We start from the raw sequence: 20,246 nt of genomic DNA on the forward strand, positions 1-20,246 counted from the left end.
CCTCGGAGCCTTTCTTTTGCGCTGTCGTTTCAAAGCTACCTGTCTACAAATTGGCTCAATTTTTGCATATATTGACCAAAGCGCGATGAGGTTAGTTTGACATCGCGTTTGCATTCAATAACTACCTCAACCTCTCCAAGGAAACATGAATGACTGACTTCAACAAGCGTTCATTGATTAAAGTTGCCGCTTTGACGGCCGTGGCCTCGGCTGCTCTCATGGGCTGCGGCAAAAAGGAAGAAGCAGCAGCTCCTGCTGTTGCGCCTGCTGCAGCTCCTGCACCTGCTGCAGTTGAGCCTTTGAAGGTCGCTTTTGCGTATGTCGGCCCTGTGGGTGACGGTGGTTGGACTTTTGCCCATGACCAAGCGCGCCTGGCTTTGGAAAAAGAGTTTGGTGACAAGATCAAGACCAGCTATGTCGAAAGCGTGCCCGAAGGCGCTGACGCTGAACGCGTGCTGCGCGACTTGGCTTCGCAGGGCAACAAGCTGGTGTTTGGCACCACCTTTGGCTATATGGATGTGATCCAAAAGCTGGCCCCCGAATTTGCGGATGTGAAGTGGGAACACGCCACCGGCTACAAGACGGCAGCCAACGTCAGCACCTATGACAGCCGTACCTACGAAGGTGCGTATCTGGCCGGCATTATTGCGGGCGGCATGACCAAGTCCAACACGCTGGGCGTGGTCGGCTCGGTGCCAATCCCTGAAGTGATCCGCAACATCAACAGCTTCACGCTGGGCGCTCAGTCCGTGAACCCCAACATCAAGACCAAGGTGGTTTGGGTCAACGAATGGTTCAGCCCACCCAAGGAAACTGAAGCGGCGACCAGCCTGATCAACGGCGGCGCTGACATTCTGTTCCAAAACACCGACTCCCCAGCCGTGTTGAAGACTGCTGAGGAAAAGGGCAAGCGCGCCTTTGGTTGGGATTCGGACATGACCGCCTACGGCCCCAAGGCTCATCTGGGCTCGGCCATCATCAACTGGGCTCCTTACTACATCGAGACCACTCGCAACGCCTTGGAAGGCAAGTGGAGCAGCCGCCAAACTTGGGGTGGCGTCAAGGACGGCACGATCGACATCGTTTCTTTGGCTGACGACATCCCTGCCGAAGTCAAGACAAAGGTTGAGCAAGTGAAGGCTGGCTTGAAGGACGGTACATTCTCCATCTGGAAGGGCCCAATCACCGGTCAAGATGGCAAGGTGCTAGTGGCTGCTGATGCAGTGGCTGACGATGGCTTCCTTAAGGGCGTGAACTTCTACGTTAAGGGCGTTGAAGGTAAAGTACCAGGTGGTGAGGCTAAGTAAGCACTACCTCTATAAGCTCGCTTGAGCTGTGACAGGGCCGCCCTAGGGCGGCTCTTTGTATTTGAATAATGAAGAGTGATCCCATGACTGAACGTAGCCTCTGGCACCCTGTAGCCCAATCATTCGAAGTCGTCAGCGCGCCTTTGTCCGTGCAACTGCTGGAGCAACCCGTGGTGCTGTGGCGCAATGCCGAAGGCGAAGTCCAAGCGTTTGTGGACCGCTGCCCCCACCGCGGCGCGCGACTGTCTATGGGCCGGGTGGAAAACGGCAACTTGGAGTGCCCTTATCACGGCTGGCAATTTGCCACAGGCGGTCAGTGCGTCAAAGTGCCAGCGGTGCCTGACTTCACGCCCCCCGCATCGCAGCGCGTGAAGGCCTTTGAAGTGCAGGAAGCCTATGGGCTGGTGTGGGTGCGTTTGGAGCCCGGCGAGAGCCAGTTGCCCGCGTTTGCCGCCGAGTCTGATGCGCACCTGCGCAAAGTGAATTGCGGCCCCTACGACGTGGCCGCCAGCGCCCCGCGCATCATTGAGAACTTTCTGGACATGTCCCACTTCGGCTTTGTGCACGAAGGCTGGCTGGGCAGCCGCGATGCCACGGCCATGGCAGCTTACAAGGTTGAAGTCACGCCCACAGGCGTGCTGGCCACAGGCTGTAAGGCGGTGCAGCCCCAGTCCAATCTGCATTCCACACAGGCTGCAGAAGTGGAATACACCTATGAGGTGACAGCGCCCTACAACGCGGTGTTGACCAAGATTCCGGAAGAAGGCAGCTCCAAGCAAGGCTGGCGCGAGCAGATCGGCCTGTTCATCTGCCCCGTGACCCCGGAAACCAGCCGTGTCTGGTTCCGCTTGGCTGTGGCAGACTTTGAATCGAGCGACGAGCAGCTGCAAACCTTCCAGCACACCATTTTTGTGCAAGACCAGCCGGTGCTGGAGTCGCAATTGCCAAAGGCTTTGCCGCTGGATCCGCGTGCGGAAATGCACTCCGCAGCAGACCGTATGTCCTCGGCTTACCGCCGTTTTCTCAAGTCGCAGGCAATCAACTTTGGAGTTTGCTGATGAATTATTCCGTACCTTCCATTGATGCTTCACGCTTGCCAGAGCTGCTGCGCGCCATGCCCAAGGCTGAGCTGCACATGCATATCGAAGGCTCGCTGGAGCCTGAGCTGATCTTTGCACTGGCCCAGCGCAACAACGTAAAGCTGGCCTATGAAAACGTGGAGGCATTGCGAGCTGCTTATGCCTTTACGGATCTGCAAAGCTTTTTGGACATCTACTACGCCGGTGCCAGCGTGCTGCTGTACGAGCAAGACTTCTACGACATGGCGCGCGCCTATCTGGACCGCGCTGTGGCCGATAACGTGGTGCACACGGAAATCTTCTTCGACCCGCAAACGCATACCGAGCGCGGGGTGGGCATGGAAACCGTTATCAACGGCCTGTATCGTGCCTGCCGTGATGCCCAGATTGAGCAAGGCATTTCTGCCACGCTGATCTTGAATTTCTTGCGCCACCTGAGCGAAGAAAGTGCGCTGCAAACGCTGCAAGAAGCACTGCCGCTACGCGACCGCTTTATCGGCGTGGGCCTCGATAGCAGCGAGCTAGGCAACCCGCCCGAGAAGTTTGAGCGCGTGTTTGCACGCGCCAAAGAGCTTGGCCTGTACTTGGTGGCCCATGCCGGAGAAGAAGGCCCGCCCGCCTATATCTGGGGTGCGCTGGATACGCTGGGCGTGCAGCGTATTGACCACGGCGTGCAGTCCGAAAAAGACGAGCAGTTGATGGCGCGTTTGGCCAATGAGCAAATCCCGCTGACGGTTTGCCCGCTATCGAACCTCAAGCTTTGCGTGGTGGACGATTTGGCCGATCACAACCTGCCGCGTCTTTTGAAGGCGGGCCTCAAGGTCATGATCAACTCGGACGACCCGGCTTACTTTGGTGGCTATGTGAACGAGAACTACACCCAGCTGTTTGCGGCAACAGGCATGGGCGCGGATGAGGCCTATCAACTAGCACGCAACAGCCTGGAAGCCAGCTTTGTCAGCGATGCGCAAAAGGCCGAGTGGATTGCCAAACTGGACGCGACCTTTGCTCAGTTTGCAAACTAGTCTTTTGATAGCAGCTAGCGCTTGAATTTCAATGGGTTTGGATGCTTTAAGTGCTGAAACTCATGAAAGACACGGGCAAGCAGCTATTGAATTGAATGAAAACGGCGTCTAAGGACGCCGTTTTTGTGGCTGCGATTGACGCGCTTAGCGGGCCAGTTGCGCACGAATTTTCTCAGCCAGCTCGCCTAGCGCGGCAAAGCCCGGCTCCTGGCGCTGCCAAACCACAGACAATCCATCGCCCTCAAAACGCGGCAGTACATGCAGGTGAAAGTGAAACACCGTCTGCCCCGCAGGTGCGCCATTGGCCTGAAAGATGTTGATGCCGTCTGGATCAAAAGCCTTGTTCACCGCATCAGCCACGCGCTGGGCCGTCTGCATCACGGCGCCGGCTTCCTCAGTCGTCAGCTCCAGCAGGTTGACTGCATGGCGCTTGCTGGCCACCAGCACATGGCCGCGCGTGGCCTGACCAATGTCCATAAAGGCGATGGTCAGCTCATCTTCATAGACTTTGGCGGATGGAATCTCACCGTTGACGAGCTTGCAGAAGATGCACTCGCCCGCAGGCGAGTGGTCTACAAACATGGGCATGACGCTCTCCTTTTTGAAGGTTTGAGCGTCTTATCTTAGAGGCTGATGCGCCTGATTAGCGTTGAGCAGGGCGCAAACAATTCTTGGTGATTTCCGCCATAGAGTTCGCACCCAGCATGGCCATGTTGCGGTCCACTTCATCGCGCAGCAGCGTGATGGCGTGGTCTACGCCTTGCGCGCCGCCCACTGCAGCGGCGTACATAAAGGGTCGGCCCAGGAAGACCATGCGTGCGCCCAAAGCTACGGCCTTGAGCACATCGCTGCCGCGGCGAATGCCGCTGTCCATCATCACGGCGGTGCGGTGGCCTACGCGGTCCACCACATAGGGCAGCATTTGCAGTGGTGCGACGACGCCATCCAACTGACGGCCGCCGTGGTTAGAGACCACGATGCCTTGCGCGCCAATGTCTGCGGCCATTGCGGCGTCGTCCTCGTTCAAGATGCCCTTGATGACGAGGTTGCCCTTCCAGCGCTGACGAATGCGCTCAATGTGCTTCCAGTTCAAGTGGTCACGGCCCGTGGTGTCGCGAATGGCGGTGCCTGAGAGCAAAGGCGCGCCGCGTGTGGCGAATGAATTTTCAAAGTGCGGCATACCGTGGTTGATCAGCGTGCGCAGCATGGTGCCCACCATCCAGCGCGGGCGGGTGATGCCGTCATAAGCCAAGCGCAGCGAAGGGCGCAGCGGCATCGAAAAACCGGTGCGCACATTGTTTTCGCGGTTGGCCCAGACGGGAATGTCCACGGTGATGACCAGCGTGCCAAAGCCTGCGGCTTCGATGCGGTCGATCAGGCCATCAATGCGCGTGGTGTCGCCGGGCAGATAGGCCTGGAACCAGGTGGAAGGTGCGGCCTTGGCCACGTCTTCCATGGGAATAAGAGAGGTGCCGCTCATGATGGCGGGAATGCGGTTGGAAGCCGCCGTTTGTGCCAGCACCAGATCGCCACGGTAAGCGTTGATGGCGCTGATGCCCACGGGGGCCACGCCAAAGGGTGAGTCCCAAGTCTGGCCAAACAGCTCTACCTGTTGGCTGCGCTGCGAAACATCGACCATCACCTTGGAGCTAAAGCCGTACTGCTGAAAACTGTCGCGGTTGGCTTGCAGCGAAACGCAGTCTTCCGCCGCGCCAGAGACATAACCGAAAAGAGGGCGCGGCAGGTGCTTGCGGGCTGCGGTTTCAAAGTCGGGCAGCGACAAGATGTTCTGCAGATGACGGGGCAGCCCTGCGCGCTGGCCATAGGCGGCGGCTTGCGCCTTGGGTGCGGGGGTTGCAGAAGGGGCTTGTGACGGTGCCATGGTGAAAACTTCGAAAGCGAATGTCGGACAAATAACTGGCTACGCCCCCGCACACTTTGCGTGTACGGGGGCGCAGCATCAACAGCAAAAGCTCAAATCTGATCGAGCAGATCTTATCGAGCAAATGTGCCGCGCTGGCGCATCAGTTCACGCTGGAGCTTTTCATTGACTTCAAACGGAGCACGGCCGTGCACGTAGAAGTAGTTGTTCAGCACCACCAAGTCGCCGGTGGGCAGGCCCACAGTGCGGGTGCCGGGGGAATTTTCCATCGATTCGGACAGGTTTTGCAGATATTCGGCTTCTGCATCGTTAGCCGGTTGCACGAACTGGTCGATGAAGGACATGGACAGGCCGAACTCGCCGTGGAAGAACACGGGGCGCTCTACACGCTCTTCCACATTCTTGGAGCCGGGAGCCTTGTACAGCAGGGGCTTGGCGCCCAGCGGGTCTTGCACAAAGCGGTCCAGCTCGCTCCAGTCGTCCAGATGCAAAAAGCGCGACTCGCCGCCCACGGCATTTTGCTCGTCGAACTTCATCATCAGCAACCAGTCGGTGGCTTCGGTCACGAAGGTGCCGTCAGTGTGCATGGTGAACAGGCGATAGGCTTGACGCAGGTATGAATCGCTAGCGTCCGTGTGCTTGACCAAGAAGCGCGCGTAGTACTTGTTGGACATGGAGTCGTGGTTGCTCGGGCCCAGCAGGTGGCCGATGGCAGTGCCAAACTTCACGTATTCGTTGTTGTCTTGTGTCAGGCCTTCCATACCCAGCACAAAGCCGCCGTGCTTGCGGTCTTTGAGGATGCGCACCAATGTGTCCGCAAAGTCTTGACCCAGATGCGCCTTCAGGCGACGCGCCAGGTGAAAGCGCATAAACGGCACGTATTCCAGATTCTGCACGTCGATGTCTTTGACATCGTCCAGATAGGCAGACAGCGCTTCGGGGTTCAGCTTGAGCTTGAGCAGGCGTGGGTGCTCTGGGTGAGTGCTGATCTCGTAAGCGGCAGACTGAATCAATTGCTGGGGTGTAGTCGCGTTCATAGTGGGTGGATACTTCAATCAGGAATAGGGTGATTGGACACGGCTTGTTTGATACGATCTACGGGTTGAAATGCATTGTTTAATCATTAATTCAGATTAAAAGGATTGGATGCTTAGCTATAGGCAACTAGAGCACTTTGTGACCGTGGCTCAAGAGCTGCATTTTTCTCGCGCTGCAGACAAGTTGGGCGTGGCCCAGTCCGCCGTTAGCGTTCAGGTGCAGCAGCTAGAGCAGCAACTCGGTGTGCGCCTGCTGCAGCGCAACAAGCGCAAGCCCATCACGCTGACCGATGCAGGCGAGCTGCTGTATGAAGAGGCCATAATCGTGCTGCGCCACATGGAGCGGGCGCAGCAAATTGGTCAGCTGGCGGCGCAGGGCATGAGTGGTTACGTCAAGCTGGGCTATATCTCATCGGCCGTTACCTCGGGCATGCTAGCGCGGGTGCTGACCGCGTTCAGGCCCGGCCATGAGCAAGTGCATATGCAGGTGCTGGCAATGGAAACCCCGCGCCAATTGCAGGCGCTACAGCTGGGCGAGATTGATGCGGGGCTGCTGCGCCCACGCCGCCGCTACCCTGAGGGCGTAAAAGCCGTGATCGTGCACAGCGAACCTTTTATGGTGGCCATGGCTGAGAACCACCCGCTGGCGCGCAATGACAGCATCAGCGCCGCCGATTTGCGCGGCCAAACCTTTATTGCGCCGCAGTTTGTCAATGAAAGCGAAGGCTTTGCCGATGTGCTGGCCCGCTTGGCAGACGCAGCAGGCTTCTCAGCTCGTGAGGCTTACCGCGTTAATGACTTTGTGACCGCCACCAGTTTGGCTGCAGCAGGCTACGGAATTGTGGTGTTGCCAGAGTCAAACCGCCTGATTAATCAGCCCGGCGTTGTCTTCAGGCCGCTGCGCGACTTCAAAGAGCAGGTGCACATGGCACTGGCCTACCGCGAGCGGGAAAACTCACCGGCTGTGCGCGCCTTTTTGGCCGTAGCTAAGGCTTGCATTGAGTAAGCGCAGTGCGCTGCGGCAAAGCGACGGGCTTTCTCTGTGGAAATAGTTGCAGCTCGCCACTTACAGTCTGAATTGGCGAGACAATAGCGGCTCGTGTCTGCGCGCTCTGCCGCGCAGACTGTCCCATTCGCTATCCCGTCGAGGTAGTCCCATGAAGAGCGTCACTTCTAAAATACGCAGACAAATCAACCACCTGTGCGTGGGCGATGATCTCTGCATCCGATTTGTCTTTCAAGCTGCCGCTGCGCCACCCTCTGCTGGCCGCGCCGCATAACCACCTCACGTTCAAACCCCGCTTCTGTTCGTGAGGTGTGCATGGCTTTTGCACTACCGCTTGTTCGCCCTTATGGCGCGGCACCTGCTGTTTTCCCTCTGGTGCGTGCTTTGGCGCGACTACTTGCCGCTTTGTGCAGCCATTTCCCAGCTCCGAACGCTATGAGTTACATCATGATGTTCAAAACCATTCGTCGCATTCCCCTGCTTACCACCACGCTGCTGCTAGCTTCCAGTATCGGTATGGCCGCCGCCGCGCAGCCGCTCAAAGCCGCCTTTGTCTACGTCACCCCCGTACTGGATGCCGGCTGGACGCGCCAGCACGAAGACGGGCGCAAAGCCATGCAGGCCGCGCTGGGGGCGCAGGTGCAGACCACGGCCGTCGATAACGTGGCCGAAGGCGCAGATGCCGAGCGCGTGCTGCGCGACTTGGCCGCCAGCGGCAACAAACTGATCTTTACCACCAGCTTTGGCTATATGGAGCCCACGATCAAGGTGGCCAAAGACTTTCCGGATGTGAAGTTTGAGAACCTCACCGGCTACAAGCGCACCGCTAATGTGGCCACGGCCAATGCGCGGCATTACGAGGGGCGCTATCTCTCGGGCATTGCCGCCGCACGAGCGAGCAAGACCGGCGTGGCGGGTTTTGTGGCGGGCTTTCCCATTCCTGAAGTGCTGCAGGGCATCAATGCCTTTGCTTTGGGCATGCGCAGTATCAACCCCAAGGCGCAGGTGCGCGTGATTTGGCTCAACAACTGGTTTGACCCACCACGCGAGCGCGAGGCGGCGATGACGCTGTTCAACCAAGATGTGGATGTGGTGGCGTTTCAGGTCGCATCCACTGCTGTGATGCAGGCCGCGCAGGAGCGCGGCAAGATGGCGATTGCCTTTCATACCGACATGCGCAAGGTGGCGCCCGATGCGCAGTTGCTGGCCGTGACCCACCGCTGGGGCAAGTATTACGATCAGCGCGCCAAGGCGGTGCTGGACGGCAGCTGGAAGAGTCAGGACTTCTGGGGTGGCGTCAAAGACGAGATGGTGGGCGTGGAAGGCTTTGGCCCCAAGCTCAGCCAATCTGTGCGCGATGAGGTGCTGATGCGTGAAAAACAAATGGCCAAGGGCCAGCTTTTGCCTTTTGCCGCAGGCAAGCAGCCGGTGCGCGACAACGCTGGCGCTGTGCGAATCCCTGCGGGAACATCATTGACCGATGCGCAGATTCTGGACATGAATTGGCTGGCTGAGGGTGTGATTGGGAAAATGCCCTAAGGGTAGCCATAGATGTTGAGCGCGATCAGCGTTGCTGTTCTGGAGCGCTTTGCGGAGCTCTTTCTGGCGTGTTTTCCGCTAATCGCATGTCGCTGTGCGAAAAGTCTTGAACCAAAAAGTCCAGCAGGGCTCGCATCAGCGGCGATTGGTGCTCTTTAGAGGTATAGACCGCGTGAATGCCCAGCTCCCGGGGCAAGGCCCCGGGCAGCAGCACTTCAAGAGCACCGCTGGCAACATGGGGCGCCGCTGCATACCAAGGCTGCAGACTGATGCCAATGCCCGCCAGCGTGGCTTTAAGCAGGGCCGTGCTGTCATTGGCGCTGAGGTTGCCGCGCACGGGAATATCGGTGCTGACACCTGCTTGTGCGAACTGCCACTGGCTGCGGCCAAAGTAGGCAAAGCTCAGGCAGTTGTGCCCGCTGAGATCAGCCACCATGAGTGGCCGACCATAGCGCTGCAGATACGCAGGCGCTGCGCACACCACGGAGCGGCAAAGCCCCAGAGGCCGGGCAAAGAGTGTGGGGTCTAGCTCGTTGGAGATGCGGATCGACAGGTCAATGCGCTCCTCCACCAGATCGACGGTTTTCTCTGTCGTTTGCAGATCGATATGAGCCTGCGGGTACAAGGCTAAAAAGCGCCCCAGCATCTCAACCAAAACCGCTTGCGCGAGCGATTGTGAGCAGGCGACGCGAAGCTGGCCGCTGAGCTGCGTGGGCGAGCCATTGGCAGGCTGAGCCAGTTGCTGCGAGAGAGCTAGCAGCGCTTGGCTTTGCTCCAGCACGCGCTCTCCTGCTGCCGTCAATCCAATGCGGCGGGTGTTGCGATGAAACAAGCGCGTACCGACCCATTGCTCCATTTCAGCCAAGTAGCGGCTGGCCATGCTGCGTGACATATCCAGCGCATCTGCCGCAGCCGTCAGGCTGCCGCGCTGGGCGATGGTGACAAAAACCTGGGCGGCAGTAATACGGTCCATAGCGTTATCTGGTCGATCTGTGCAACAAACTGTTGATCATTGTGCTGTTTATTGATCGAGTCTGAATGACTAAGCTGTGGTTTTACCGCGCAAATCATTCATCTTTTTTCAGGAGATCACACCATGAACCGTCGTCAAACCTTGGCCGTCTCGGGCCTGATGGCCATCACCAGCTTGCTGGGTACCAGCGTGGCGCAAGCCAAGGGCGCTGCCCTTGAGGTGCAGACCTATAACCCGGGCAGCCAGTCGGTGTTCCCGGTGTCTGCCTCGCTCATTAGCGGGCCTAAAGAGGTGGTGCTGGTTGATGCCCAGTTTCAGCGCAACGATGCACAGGCGCTGGTTGAGCAGATCAAGCGCAGCGGCAAGGCTTTGAAGATGGTGTTCATCACCCGGGCTGACCCGGACTATTACTTTGGGCTGGACACGATACAGGCGGCCTTTCCCCATGTCGCCATCGTTGCAACACAGCAGACGGTCGATGCAATTGAAAAGCAAATGCAGGGCAAGCTGGCCTATTGGGGCCCAATTTTGAAAGACAACGCCCCACAAAAGCTGGTGCTCCCCACGGCGTGGAAGGCTGAGCACTTCACGGTGGACGGCCAGCGCGTGGACATCAAGGGCTATGCAGCGAAGGGCGCTCCGGGTTATTTGTGGGTGCCATCCACTAAGGTGGTTTTGGGTGGCGTGGCTGTGTCTAGCGGCATTCATCTTTGGATGGCTGATGCACAGACCCCGGCAGCGCGCGCTGCATGGGTGCGCAATTTGGATACCATCACGCAGCTGCACCCAACCAAGGTCGTACCCGGTCACTATCTGGGCGATGTGCCTGAGGGTGTGGAGGCGGTGCGCTTTAGCAAAAGCTATATCCAGAACTTTAAAAAACAGTCTGCCAAGGCTGAAAACGCCGCCGCTTTGGTGCAAGCCATGCAAAGCGAATACCCGGCATTGGCAGGCGCTGAGTCGCTGAATCTGTCGGCCAAGGTGTTTAAGGGCGAGATGAAGTGGCCGCAGTAATTCTTGGGGCAGCGCCCGCCCGAGATTGAAGAATGGAGAATGTGCAAAAAAGCTAAAGATGCTTCAAAAATGATAGCTTTTAGTCCTTGCAAATTAATGGCTAGATTCGTTTTTTGATCATTTTTCGGCCGTAAAGAGCGGACCAGCAGGTTCCGTTTTACGAACTGGCTTGGCGATTTTTTGCCAATTCATATAGCTCATATAACTACAGCGATGTACTGCGCTTTGGCGAGGCCGCTTAAGCTCAAGCCTATGAAAATCTACCGTAGTGCTTTGCTGCGCTTTGCTGATAACGGCCAAGCGGTTTATGACTCCGACGCTTTGCTGGCTGTGGCTGCCGATGCAGCAGGCGTGCAGCGCGTCGTGGCGGCAGGCAGCTGGCAGGCGCTGGCTGATCAATATGTTCATCGCGAAGGGGCGGAACTCATCCAGCTGCCCGGCAAGCTGCTGGCGCCGGGTTTTGTGGATATGCACATCCACTACCCGCAAACCGATGTGATTGGCGCACCGGCTGCGGGTCTGCTGCCTTGGCTGGAGAACTACACCTTTCCGCATGAGTCGCGTTTTCATGACCGCGAGTATGCCGATGCAGTGGCCGAATTCTTCATGGATGAGCTGCTGCGCAATGGCGTGACCACGGCGCTGGCCTTTGCCACATCGCACCCTGCTTCGGTCGATGCCATCATGACCTCGGCCCAAAAGCGCAGCATGCGAATGATTGCCGGCAAGGTCATGCAAGACCGCAACAGCCCCGATGGCGTGCGCGATGAGACTGAGCAAAGCCTCATAGATACAGAAACCCTGATTCAGCGCTGGCATGGCGTGGATAGGTTGGGTTACGCCATCACCCCGCGCTTTGCGCCCACCAGCACGCCCGAGCAGTTACGTGGTGCGGGTGAGCTGGCGGCTAAGTATTCAGATGTCTGGATTCAATCCCATGTCGCTGAGAATTTGGACGAAATCGCCTGGGTTAAAGAGCTGTTCCCGGCAGCGCGCAGCTATTTGGCTGTGTACGACGACTTTGGTTTGATGCGCGAGAGGGCGGTGTATGCGCACAGCATCTGGCTCGATGAGACCGATCGCCAATTGATGCGCGATACGCGCTCGTCGGTGGCCGTGAGCCCGACCAGCAATCTGTTCCTGTCCAGCGGCTACTTTGATTACCTCAAGGCCGACGCGTCAAACATGCTCTATGGGCTGGCCAGCGATGTGGGCGGCGGCATGAGCTTTTCGCCGTTTCGCACTATGCAGGCGGCTTATGTGGTGGGGCGTGAAAGCCATGCCAAACAGGGCCAGAGCTTGTCGCCGCAAAACCTGTGGTGGCAGCACACAGCGGGCGCAGCGCGGGCGCTGGGCTTGCCGGGTATGGTGGGTAATTTGCAGCCGGGCTGCGAGGCCGATTTTGTTGTCATCAACCCCGCTTGCACGCCTTTGCTGGCGCGCAAGACCGCGCAGGCGGGAAATCTCGATGAGCTGCTGTTTGCCATGATCATTTTGGGAGATGACCGCTTGATTGAGCAAACCATTGTTTCTCAAGCAAAATAGCACTCTTGCGCTGGTTGCATAGCCGTATAGCGCTATCAAAAAATCAAGCGAAACAGGATTAGCAATGAGCATCAAGAGCGACAAATGGATCCGTCAAATGGCGGAGCAGCACGGCATGATCGAGCCCTACGAGCCCGGCCAGGTGCGCCAGGTCGACGGCAAAAAGGTCATCAGCTACGGCACATCGAGCTACGGCTACGACATCCGCTGCTCGCGTGAATTCAAGGTCTTCACCAATATTCACAGCACCGTGGTCGACCCCAAGAACTTCGACGAAAAAAGCTTTGTCGATATGGATGGTGACTACTGCATCATCCCGCCCAACAGCTTTGCGCTGGCCCGCACGGTGGAGTACTTCCGCATTCCCCGTGATGTGCTGACCGTGTGCCTGGGCAAGAGCACTTATGCGCGCTGCGGCATCATCGTCAACGTGACGCCGTTTGAGCCAGAGTGGGAAGGCTATGTGACGCTGGAGTTCTCCAACACCACGCCGCTGCCCGCCAAAATTTATGCGGGCGAGGGCTGCGCTCAGGTGCTGTTCTTCCAAGGTGATGAGCAGTGCGAGACCAGCTACAAGGACCGCAATGGCAAGTATCAAGGCCAGCAGGGCGTGACCTTGCCCCGCGCCTGATGGCCTGAAGCCTCATTAGCCTCATTAAAAAAGCCCGTTATTTTTACAGCGGGCTTTTTTGTACTCAAGTCGAACTTATGCCGTGGCCTCTTCAAGAGCGGGCCAATCTAAGTTGTAGTGCGCGCCTGCGCTGACGTGGCGCTGCAATGCTGCATCCACCATCAGGCTGCACAGCGTCAGCTGGTTGCGCACGGCGTGATCTGCAGCCCGCCACTGAGCTCTCCAAAGCACGAGCTGCTTGGCTGCGGTAATCAGGCTGTGGTTGCTGCGCACAATACCCACGTTTTGTTGCATGAGCTGCTGCAGAGATTGCTGCATCTCCAATGGCGTAATAGGGCTCAAGCCTTTAGGCTCATTGCGTTTGCTGCTATGAATGATGCAGTGCTTGGGCAAGGGCTGCGCTGCCATCGCATGCGCTGCAGCGCGGCCCATGACCACGCATTCCAGCAGAGAGTTGCTGGCCAGTCGGTTGGCGCCATGCAAGCCGGTGCGGGCCACCTCGCCAATTGCCCAGAGCCCAGCCATGCTGGTGCGCCCATTCACATAGGCCTGTACGCCGCCGCAGGTGTAGTGGGCGCAGGGCGCCACAGGAATCGCTTGGGTGGCAATGTCTATGCCATGTGCGGCGCACAGGGCCATTACACCGGGGAAATGGTGCGCCAGCCACTCACGACTTTGGTGGGTGATGTCTAGCAGCACATAGGGCAGATGCCGCTCGCGCATTTCTGCATCAATAGCGCGAGATACGATATCGCGCGGAGCTAGCTCGGCTCTAGGGTCGTGGCGCAGCATGAAGCGCTCGCCGGGATTGCCATCTTTTTTGGGCAAGTAAAGCAGCGCACCTTCGCCGCGCAGGGCTTCGGATATCAAGCCCACCGCTTTGCCGTGGATATGCAGCGCCGTGGGGTGGAACTGCATGAACTCTAAATCACGCACCGCGCAGCCTGCGCGCCAAGCCATGGCAATACCGTCGCCAGTGGCGCAGGTGGGCGTGGTGGTGCTCGCGTAAATCTGCCCCATACCGCCTGTGGCTAAAGCGGTGTGGCTCGCGCGTAGCTGCTGCACGCGCCCATCGGCATGGCGCACGGCGGCGCCTATGCAGCGCTGCTGCGCGTCTTGTAGCAAGTCGGTGGCGGTGCAGTGTTCCAGCAGTGTGATGTGCTTGCGCAGCTTGCAGGCCTGCAGCAAACGTTGGTGCACGGCGTGGCCGGTGCGATCTGCCGCATGTGCAATGCGCCGGGCGCTATGGCCGCCTTCGCGGGTTAGGTGCAACTTGTGCAATTGACCATTGACTTCTGTGGTGAAGGGCACGTCGTGGCCCAGCAGCCATTCAATGGCGGCAGGGCCTTGCTCCAGAATGCGGCGCACGGCGGTTTCATCGCATAGGCCTGCACCGGCGGTGAGCGTGTCTTGCACATGTGCTTCTATGCTGTCGCTGGCATCAAGCACAGCGGCAATGCCGCCTTGAGCCCAGGCGCTGGCACATTCATGGGCAGCGCCTTTGCTCAGCAGTGTGATGCGCAGCGTGGGCGGAAGGCTGAGCGCCAGCGTCATGCCGGCCAGCCCGCAGCCGATGATGAGCACATCGCTGTCAGTGTCAGTGACTTTGTCGGTGACTGTTTGGGAGTGAGGCATGGCGGCTCCTTCAGGCGGGACCGAAGTTTTTGAATAGGGCGGTGTCGCGCTGCATATCGCCGCTGGCCTGCACGCGCTGGCGTTGGGCGGCGGCGAAGTCCAGCATGCGCTGTATGGGCTTGCGGGCGGCAAGCCCTAGAGTGGCATCCAATTCAATAGCGCCGCTGCTGTGCAACAAAGCCTGCTCCACGCCTTGCAAACTGTTCATCGCCATCCAGGGGCAGAAGGCGCAACTTTTGCAGCTGCCGCCTGTGCCTGCTGTGGGGGCGGCCAGAAAAATCTTGCTCGGATAGCGCTGGCGCATATCGTGAAGAATGCCTTGATCGGTGGCGACGATGAAGGTGTTGGTAGGCAACTTGCCCACGGCGGCAATCAGCTGGGTGGTGGAGCCCACCACATTCGCCAGCGCGGTGACGGCGGCCGGTGACTCGGGGTGCACCAAGATTGCGGCTTCGGGGTGGGCATCAGCCAGTGCTTGCAGCTCGTCAGCCTTGAATTCATCGTGCACCACGCAGCTGCCTTGCCACAGCAGCATGTCAGCGCCGGTCTGTTTTTGGATATGGCCGCCTAGATGGCGATCAGGTGCCCAGAGAATTTTTTCGCCGCGCGCATGAAGCTCGGCCACGATGTCTTGCCCTACCGATGAGGTAACTACCCAGTCAGCCCGTGCTTTGACGGCGGCGCTGGTGTTGGCGTAGACGACCACGGTGCGGTCGGGGTGGGCGTCGCAAAACTGGCTAAATTCGTCTGCCGGGCAGCCCAAATCGAGTGAGCAAGTGGCATCACCATCAGGCATGAGTACGGTTTTTTCGGGGCTCAAAATTTTGGCCGTCTCGCCCATGAAACGTACGCCTGCAACTACCAAAGTCTTAGCAGGGTGCTCAGCGCCAAAGCGTGCCATCTCCAGCGAATCGCCCACGCAGCCACCGCTATCACGGGCTAAGTCTTGCAGCGCTCCATCCACGTAGTAGTGGGCGACCATGGCGGCGTTGCGCTCCTTGAGCAAAGCTTTGATGCGCTGTGCAGTTTGGCGCTGCTGCTCCAGATCTTGCTCTGGCAGCACTCTGGCCCAAGCCTGACCGATGCTGCATTGAGCGCTGTTGTTGTGGCTGCCGCTGAGGGTGGGCTGGTCGAATTCCACAGTCTTGATTGGCATTGTCTCTATCCTGAATTGCGTTGTTGAATATTTATACTCAGACTGAGTATTATTAGAACGTGTTTTTCAGAATTTGTCATCTGCTCAGCCGGCTTGGTGATGCATCAGGGAGAGTCCGTATTTCATTGAAATATGGCTGTAGTGCTTATGGATAAAGAACTAAATGCTTCCAAAGTGTGAGCAATTAGCAACGTCCTCTTTAACGTCATTTGTAAGCCTTATGGCGGGGCATGAGCACAGCGCACAATATGGCTTGTCATATTTATCTATTTTTTTGCACGCATGTTTGGCTCTTCCTCTCGTTCAAAACCACGCAAAGATCCGTCTTGGACGCAGTCGCCTTCGAGTTATGGCTCGATTGAGCCAGCTTGGAAGGATGACGGTGTCAAGCAGAGCTATGTGCCGACCCGGCAGCAGACGGCAGCACCTAGCAAGTCTTCATCCGGTAAGTTCTGGATGTCGATCATCCTTGCCATCGTCGGCTTGCTGATCGTGGCCTTTTTGCTGGTGAGCATGGTGGATGTGGTGCAAGAGCAGATGATGCGTAACCAGCCTGTAGCGGCTCCAATCCCCGTTGGGCGCTGAAGAACTTTTTAAAGGTCAACAATGGTGACTAAGGGCTGGCCTTGGTTGAAAAGCGAAGTTGGAGTCGTCAAATTGCGGTGGCAGCACTTAATATCGCCACCCAAGCGCAGGCCCGGTACAACATGTACATCGCGTACAGCACAACAGGAGTAAGCATCATGAAATGGGAAGGCAACCGCGAATCAGATAACGTCGAAGATCGCCGGGGCGACGGTGGTGGCCGTGGCGGTGGAGGCTTTCCCATTGGGGGGCGCAGCATTGGCATTGGCACCGTGGTGCTGGCGCTGGTTGGCTGGGGCGTTTTTGGCATCAACCCGTTGACGACGATTGGCATGCTCTCTGGCGGTGGCTCGCCCCAGGTGCAGCAGCAAGCGCCTGCGCAGCACCCTGCGGCCAATGATCAAGGGGGCAAGTTTGTCTCTACAGTATTGGCCTCGACCGAAGATGTCTGGACTCAAGTCTTTCGTGAAGCCGGCGCCACGTATCAAAGCCCCAAGCTGGTTTTGTTTACCGGCGTGACGCGCACAGCATGCGGTACCGGCCAGTCAGCGATGGGCCCGTTTTACTGCCCGGGTGACTATAAGGTCTACCTTGACATGGACTTTTTCAACACCATGAGTCGCCAATTGGGCGCTCCTGGTGAGTTTGCCCGCGCCTATGTGGTTGCCCATGAGGTGGGCCACCATGTGCAAAACCTGCTGGGTGTTTCTGGCAAGGTGGATGCCATGCGCGGCCGTGTGAGCGAGCGTGAGCAAAACTCCATGTCAGTGCGCCTTGAGTTGCAAGCCGATTGCTTGGCTGGCATTTGGGCCAACAAGTCGCAGCAGGCCAAGAGCTGGCTGGAGCAAGGTGATATCGAGTCGGCCATGAATGCGGCGCAGCAAATTGGCGACGACAAACTGCAGCGCGAGGCGACGGGCACGGTGCGCCCTGATAGTTTTACCCACGGCTCTAGCGCCCAGCGTGTGCGCTGGTTCACACAGGGCTATAAAACAGGTAGCGTTAAAGCCTGTGACACCTTCGCGGCCCAGTCACTATAAATTTCTGTGCTCCATAAAAAGGTCTGTGATCCGTCACAGGCCTTTCTTTTTTGCGCAGTTACCCTGCAGAAATCCGGGTTATCCCGATGGATTGCACGGGATATTGAAAGGCCTGCGCGTCTCTGTCAGTACAGCGCTTGAAGCAGATCGCAGGTCAAAAAAACACAAAGCCAACGCGAAAAACCCACTCAGTGCGACAATAACGCCCTTAATGACAAGCTCCTTCTCCAATCTTCACTTGGCTGAGCCCCTGGCTCGCGCTGTTGCCGACATGGGCTATGAGTCCATGACTCCTATCCAGGCGCAAGCCATTCCGGTCGTATTGACCGGAAAGGACGTCATGGGCGCAGCCCAGACGGGTACAGGCAAGACGGCAGCGTTCTCGCTGCCTTTGCTGCAGCGCTTGATGCGCCATGAAAATGCTTCTGCCTCACCAGCTCGCCACCCTGTGCGTGCGCTGGTGTTGTTGCCCACACGTGAGCTAGCCGACCAAGTCGCCCAGCAAATTGCGCTGTACGCCAAGTACACCAAGCTGCGCAGCACTGTGGTGTTTGGCGGCATGGACATGAAGCCCCAGACCATCGAGCTCAAAAAAGGCGTCGAAGTTCTGGTGGCTACGCCCGGACGCTTGCTCGATCACATCGAAGCCAAGAACGTGGTGCTCAATCAGGTGGAATATGTGGTGCTGGACGAGGCCGACCGCATGCTGGATATCGGCTTTTTGCCCGATCTGCAGCGCATTCTGTCGCACCTGCCCAAGACGCGTACCACGCTGCTGTTCTCGGCGACCTTCTCGCCTGAGATCAAGCGTTTGGCCGGCAGCTACTTGCAAGACCCCATCACGATTGAAGTAGCTCGCCCCAATGAAACGGCTTCCACCGTGGAGCAGCGCTTTTACAAGGCGACAGATGACGACAAGCGTTATGTGATTCGCTCGGTGTTGAAAGAGCGCGATATTCGCCAAGCTTTCATCTTCTCCAACAGCAAGCTAGGTTGTGCACGCCTGACTCGCGCTTTGGAGCGCGATGGCTTGCGCGCAACGGCTTTACATGGCGACAAGAGCCAAGACGAGCGCCTGAAGGCGCTGGAAGCTTTCAAATCCGGTGAAGTTGATCTGTTGGTTTGTACCGATGTGGCGGCTCGCGGTCTGGACATCAAGGATGTGCCTGCCGTCTTCAACTACGACGTACCTTTCAACGCCGAAGACTATGTGCACCGTATTGGTCGTACCGGCCGTGCTGGCGCATCGGGTCTGGCTGTGACCTTGGTTGCTGACAGCGACAGCCGTCAGATGGGTGAGATTGAAAAGCTCATCAAGAAAAAAATTGTGGTTGAGCCTGCACCTATGGCTGACTTCCGTCCTGCACGCCAAAGCCGTAGTTCTGAGGAGTTTCGTCCCCGCCGTGAGCGTGAGTTTGACAGTGCCCCCCGCACCAGCCATGCCCACCGCCCATCACGCATGGCGCCTCGTGCATCGGCTGATCCGTTCTTTGACAAGCCTTATCAGGCAAGTGCTGCTGCGGAAGCGGCTGCTTTGGATAGCAATGCGCCCGTCAAGGCAGCAGCCATCAAGCCTAAGCGCAAGATTGCCGCTTTGTTTAAAGCACCTGTGCCTGTTGCAGTGCGAGAGCCTGTAGCAGCCTCTTAATCAAGGTTTGCATTGAAAAACGCCTGCATCATGCAGGCGTTTTTGTTGGTGCGCAGGCTGGCTGTTTTAGCCTTTGGCGCCCGGCACTTGTGTTTGAGGGCATTGCAGCTGAATCAGCTCGCGCTCATTCATTTGCTCACCTATACGCATCATGCTCAGGCATCCACCCCAGATACAGCCAGTATCCATTGCCATCAGCTTGGGTTGATTGATATGTCCCAGCGTAGACCAATGTCCAAATGCGATGGGAGTGTCGGCTGTGGCTCGGCCGGGCACATTAAACCAAGGCATGAGCCCTTCGGGTGTCTGCTGTGCAGACTCTGAGCTTTCAAAGTCCATCACGCCTTCGGCGCTGCAAAAACGCAATCGGGTAAAAGCGTTGACGATGCAGCGCAGACGGTCATCACCTTGTAGCTCAGGCGACCAGTGGTCTGGCAAGTTGCCGTACATATTCTGCAAAAAACGTGAAAAATCAGCACTTTGCAACACTGTTTGGACTTCGGTGTTCAATCTCATGCAGTCTTGCACGCTCCACTGAGGCAGAACACCTGCATGCACCATGAGCAGGTTTTCTCCGCTGGCATTGGTATGCAGCCGGCTCAAAGGTTGCTGGCGCAGCCAGTCTAAAAGGATGTTGCAGTCTGGCGCATCGAGTACTTGGGCCAGCGTGTCTCGCTTGCTTTGGCGGCGCAGGCCTTGAGCTGCGGCAAGCAGGTGCAGGTCATGGTTGCCCAGCAAAACGCGCATAGAGTCGCCGGCTTGCATGCAACGGCGCAAGACTTCGGCAGACTTGGGGCCACGATTAACCAAATCACCCAGTACGTAAAGCGTGTCCCGGCTAGCTGAAAAATCCACGGTGTGCAGCAACTGCTCGAAGGCGTCGTCACAGCCCTGAATATCACCGATACAGTAAAGTGCCATGTTCTTCTTTCTTATCTGCGAGACATGGATTTTCCGCAGATCGCATCACTTGCGCAGCTGTACGGTGTTTTGTGACGGCTCAATTGACCAAGGTTGTCGTTGCAAAGCATGCCTTTACGGCCTGTCGTTAGTCGAATTTAAATGTGCGCAGACTACTCAGGGCATTTTTTGAATCTTGATATTTTTCTGATTGTTGATGGATTGGGTCGTATCCCTCCCCATT

At 57.6% G+C, this 20,246-nt stretch carries 18 protein-coding genes; 11 read left to right on the plus strand and 7 right to left on the minus strand.

Features of this window, described 5'->3' with window-relative positions; translation table 11 throughout:
* The first annotated feature begins 149 nt into the window (after positions 1–149).
* The 3 genes from KUF54_RS16750 to KUF54_RS16760 all read left to right on the plus strand — a co-directional run bounded on the left by KUF54_RS16750 (position 150) and on the right by KUF54_RS16760 (position 3,411).
* Positions 150–1,307, plus strand: a complete 1,158-nt coding sequence (locus KUF54_RS16750; protein WP_219343927.1) for a BMP family ABC transporter substrate-binding protein — start codon at positions 150–152, stop codon at positions 1,305–1,307.
* A gap of 83 nt (positions 1,308–1,390) precedes the next feature.
* Positions 1,391–2,365 (plus strand): aromatic ring-hydroxylating dioxygenase subunit alpha, encoded by a 975-nt coding sequence (locus KUF54_RS16755; protein WP_219343929.1) that lies wholly within the window; start codon positions 1,391–1,393, stop codon positions 2,363–2,365.
* Complete coding sequence (locus KUF54_RS16760) at positions 2,365–3,411, plus strand: adenosine deaminase (protein ID WP_219343931.1); 1,047 nt, start codon at positions 2,365–2,367, stop codon at positions 3,409–3,411. Before KUF54_RS16755 ends, KUF54_RS16760 begins: the two co-directional genes overlap by 1 nt.
* A gap of 144 nt (positions 3,412–3,555) precedes the next feature.
* On the opposite strand, the gene KUF54_RS16765 is transcribed toward KUF54_RS16760, so the two are convergent.
* The 3 genes from KUF54_RS16765 to glaH form a co-directional block, all read right to left on the minus strand.
* Positions 3,556–3,999, minus strand: coding sequence for an HIT family protein (locus tag KUF54_RS16765; protein WP_219343933.1), 444 nt, complete (start codon positions 3,997–3,999; stop codon positions 3,556–3,558).
* A gap of 55 nt (positions 4,000–4,054) precedes the next feature.
* Entirely contained in the window at positions 4,055–5,293 is a 1,239-nt protein-coding gene (locus KUF54_RS16770) for an alpha-hydroxy acid oxidase (protein ID WP_219343935.1), read from the minus strand.
* A 113-nt stretch (positions 5,294–5,406) separates the two neighbouring features.
* Positions 5,407–6,330, minus strand: coding sequence for a glutarate dioxygenase GlaH (gene glaH, locus KUF54_RS16775; RefSeq protein WP_219343937.1), 924 nt, complete (start codon positions 6,328–6,330; stop codon positions 5,407–5,409).
* Positions 6,331–6,439: 109 nt separating this feature from the next.
* Between glaH and KUF54_RS16780 the strand changes: the two genes are divergently transcribed.
* On the plus strand, positions 6,440–7,336 hold the full coding sequence (locus KUF54_RS16780) for a LysR family transcriptional regulator (RefSeq protein WP_219343939.1): 897 nt from the start codon (positions 6,440–6,442) through the stop codon (positions 7,334–7,336).
* 315 nt (positions 7,337–7,651) lie between these two features.
* Positions 7,652–8,875 carry a BMP family ABC transporter substrate-binding protein gene (locus tag KUF54_RS16785; RefSeq protein ID WP_255576184.1) on the plus strand — a complete coding sequence of 408 codons (1,224 nt, stop codon included), beginning with the start codon at positions 7,652–7,654 and terminating at the stop codon, positions 8,873–8,875.
* A gap of 25 nt (positions 8,876–8,900) precedes the next feature.
* Here the strand turns inward: KUF54_RS16785 and KUF54_RS16790 are convergent, their stop codons facing one another.
* Positions 8,901–9,848, minus strand: coding sequence for a LysR family transcriptional regulator (locus KUF54_RS16790; RefSeq protein ID WP_219343941.1), 948 nt, complete (start codon positions 9,846–9,848; stop codon positions 8,901–8,903).
* A gap of 123 nt (positions 9,849–9,971) precedes the next feature.
* Between KUF54_RS16790 and KUF54_RS16795 the strand changes: the two genes are divergently transcribed.
* The 3 genes from KUF54_RS16795 to dcd all read left to right on the plus strand — a co-directional run bounded on the left by KUF54_RS16795 (position 9,972) and on the right by dcd (position 13,038).
* Positions 9,972–10,862 carry an MBL fold metallo-hydrolase gene (locus KUF54_RS16795; protein ID WP_219343944.1) on the plus strand — a complete coding sequence of 297 codons (891 nt, stop codon included), beginning with the start codon at positions 9,972–9,974 and terminating at the stop codon, positions 10,860–10,862.
* A gap of 252 nt (positions 10,863–11,114) precedes the next feature.
* Positions 11,115–12,407, plus strand: a complete 1,293-nt coding sequence (gene guaD / locus KUF54_RS16800) for a guanine deaminase (protein ID WP_219343946.1) — start codon at positions 11,115–11,117, stop codon at positions 12,405–12,407.
* Positions 12,408–12,471: 64 nt separating this feature from the next.
* Positions 12,472–13,038 (plus strand): dCTP deaminase, encoded by a 567-nt coding sequence (gene dcd / locus KUF54_RS16805; protein WP_219343948.1) that lies wholly within the window; start codon positions 12,472–12,474, stop codon positions 13,036–13,038.
* A gap of 75 nt (positions 13,039–13,113) precedes the next feature.
* On the opposite strand, the gene nadB is transcribed toward dcd, so the two are convergent.
* A complete protein-coding gene (gene nadB, locus KUF54_RS16810; RefSeq protein WP_219343950.1) occupies positions 13,114–14,673 on the minus strand; it encodes an L-aspartate oxidase in 1,560 nt (519 codons plus the stop codon).
* Between the two features lie 10 nt (positions 14,674–14,683).
* Positions 14,684–15,829 carry a quinolinate synthase NadA gene (nadA, locus tag KUF54_RS16815; protein ID WP_219343952.1) on the minus strand — a complete coding sequence of 382 codons (1,146 nt, stop codon included), beginning with the start codon at positions 15,827–15,829 and terminating at the stop codon, positions 14,684–14,686.
* A gap of 282 nt (positions 15,830–16,111) precedes the next feature.
* Here nadA and KUF54_RS16820 point away from each other — a divergent pair, with 282 nt between their 5' ends.
* The 3 genes from KUF54_RS16820 (at position 16,112) to KUF54_RS16830 (ending at position 19,102) form a co-directional block, all read left to right on the plus strand.
* On the plus strand, positions 16,112–16,414 hold the full coding sequence (locus KUF54_RS16820) for a metal homeostatis BSD2 family protein (protein WP_219343954.1): 303 nt from the start codon (positions 16,112–16,114) through the stop codon (positions 16,412–16,414).
* Positions 16,415–16,572: 158 nt separating this feature from the next.
* Positions 16,573–17,454, plus strand: coding sequence for a neutral zinc metallopeptidase (locus KUF54_RS16825; RefSeq protein WP_219343956.1), 882 nt, complete (start codon positions 16,573–16,575; stop codon positions 17,452–17,454).
* 211 nt (positions 17,455–17,665) lie between these two features.
* Positions 17,666–19,102: a DEAD/DEAH box helicase gene (locus tag KUF54_RS16830; RefSeq protein WP_219343958.1), complete on the plus strand. Its 1,437-nt coding sequence runs from the start codon at positions 17,666–17,668 to the stop codon at positions 19,100–19,102.
* A 66-nt stretch (positions 19,103–19,168) separates the two neighbouring features.
* On the opposite strand, the gene KUF54_RS16835 is transcribed toward KUF54_RS16830, so the two are convergent.
* A complete protein-coding gene (locus tag KUF54_RS16835; RefSeq protein WP_219343960.1) occupies positions 19,169–20,023 on the minus strand; it encodes a symmetrical bis(5'-nucleosyl)-tetraphosphatase in 855 nt (284 codons plus the stop codon).
* Positions 20,024–20,246: the final 223 nt, after the last annotated feature.

Source organism: Comamonas sp. Y33R10-2, from assembly GCF_019355935.1.
GTDB lineage: Bacteria > Pseudomonadota > Gammaproteobacteria > Burkholderiales > Burkholderiaceae_C > Comamonas.

What these genes read in the sequence shown, in the direction of transcription:
- KUF54_RS16750 (WP_219343927.1), top strand. Translation starts at nt 150, where the DNA reads ATGACTGACTTCAACAAGCGTTCATTGATTAAAGTTGCCGCTTTGACG.
- KUF54_RS16765 (WP_219343933.1), bottom strand. Translation starts at nt 3,999, where the DNA reads ATGCCCATGTTTGTAGACCACTCGCCTGCGGGCGAGTGCATCTTCTGC.
- KUF54_RS16830 (WP_219343958.1), top strand. Translation starts at nt 17,666, where the DNA reads ATGACAAGCTCCTTCTCCAATCTTCACTTGGCTGAGCCCCTGGCTCGC.
- KUF54_RS16825 (WP_219343956.1), top strand. Translation starts at nt 16,573, where the DNA reads ATGAAATGGGAAGGCAACCGCGAATCAGATAACGTCGAAGATCGCCGG.
- dcd (WP_219343948.1), top strand. Translation starts at nt 12,472, where the DNA reads ATGAGCATCAAGAGCGACAAATGGATCCGTCAAATGGCGGAGCAGCAC.
- KUF54_RS16820 (WP_219343954.1), top strand. Translation starts at nt 16,112, where the DNA reads ATGTTTGGCTCTTCCTCTCGTTCAAAACCACGCAAAGATCCGTCTTGG.
- nadA (WP_219343952.1), bottom strand. Translation starts at nt 15,829, where the DNA reads ATGCCAATCAAGACTGTGGAATTCGACCAGCCCACCCTCAGCGGCAGC.
- KUF54_RS16770 (WP_219343935.1), bottom strand. Translation starts at nt 5,293, where the DNA reads ATGGCACCGTCACAAGCCCCTTCTGCAACCCCCGCACCCAAGGCGCAA.
- KUF54_RS16785 (WP_255576184.1), top strand. Translation starts at nt 7,652, where the DNA reads ATGGCTTTTGCACTACCGCTTGTTCGCCCTTATGGCGCGGCACCTGCT.
- glaH (WP_219343937.1), bottom strand. Translation starts at nt 6,330, where the DNA reads ATGAACGCGACTACACCCCAGCAATTGATTCAGTCTGCCGCTTACGAG.
- KUF54_RS16760 (WP_219343931.1), top strand. Translation starts at nt 2,365, where the DNA reads ATGAATTATTCCGTACCTTCCATTGATGCTTCACGCTTGCCAGAGCTG.
- nadB (WP_219343950.1), bottom strand. Translation starts at nt 14,673, where the DNA reads ATGCCTCACTCCCAAACAGTCACCGACAAAGTCACTGACACTGACAGC.
- guaD (WP_219343946.1), top strand. Translation starts at nt 11,115, where the DNA reads ATGAAAATCTACCGTAGTGCTTTGCTGCGCTTTGCTGATAACGGCCAA.
- KUF54_RS16835 (WP_219343960.1), bottom strand. Translation starts at nt 20,023, where the DNA reads ATGGCACTTTACTGTATCGGTGATATTCAGGGCTGTGACGACGCCTTC.
- KUF54_RS16755 (WP_219343929.1), top strand. Translation starts at nt 1,391, where the DNA reads ATGACTGAACGTAGCCTCTGGCACCCTGTAGCCCAATCATTCGAAGTC.
- KUF54_RS16790 (WP_219343941.1), bottom strand. Translation starts at nt 9,848, where the DNA reads ATGGACCGTATTACTGCCGCCCAGGTTTTTGTCACCATCGCCCAGCGC.
- KUF54_RS16780 (WP_219343939.1), top strand. Translation starts at nt 6,440, where the DNA reads ATGCTTAGCTATAGGCAACTAGAGCACTTTGTGACCGTGGCTCAAGAG.
- KUF54_RS16795 (WP_219343944.1), top strand. Translation starts at nt 9,972, where the DNA reads ATGAACCGTCGTCAAACCTTGGCCGTCTCGGGCCTGATGGCCATCACC.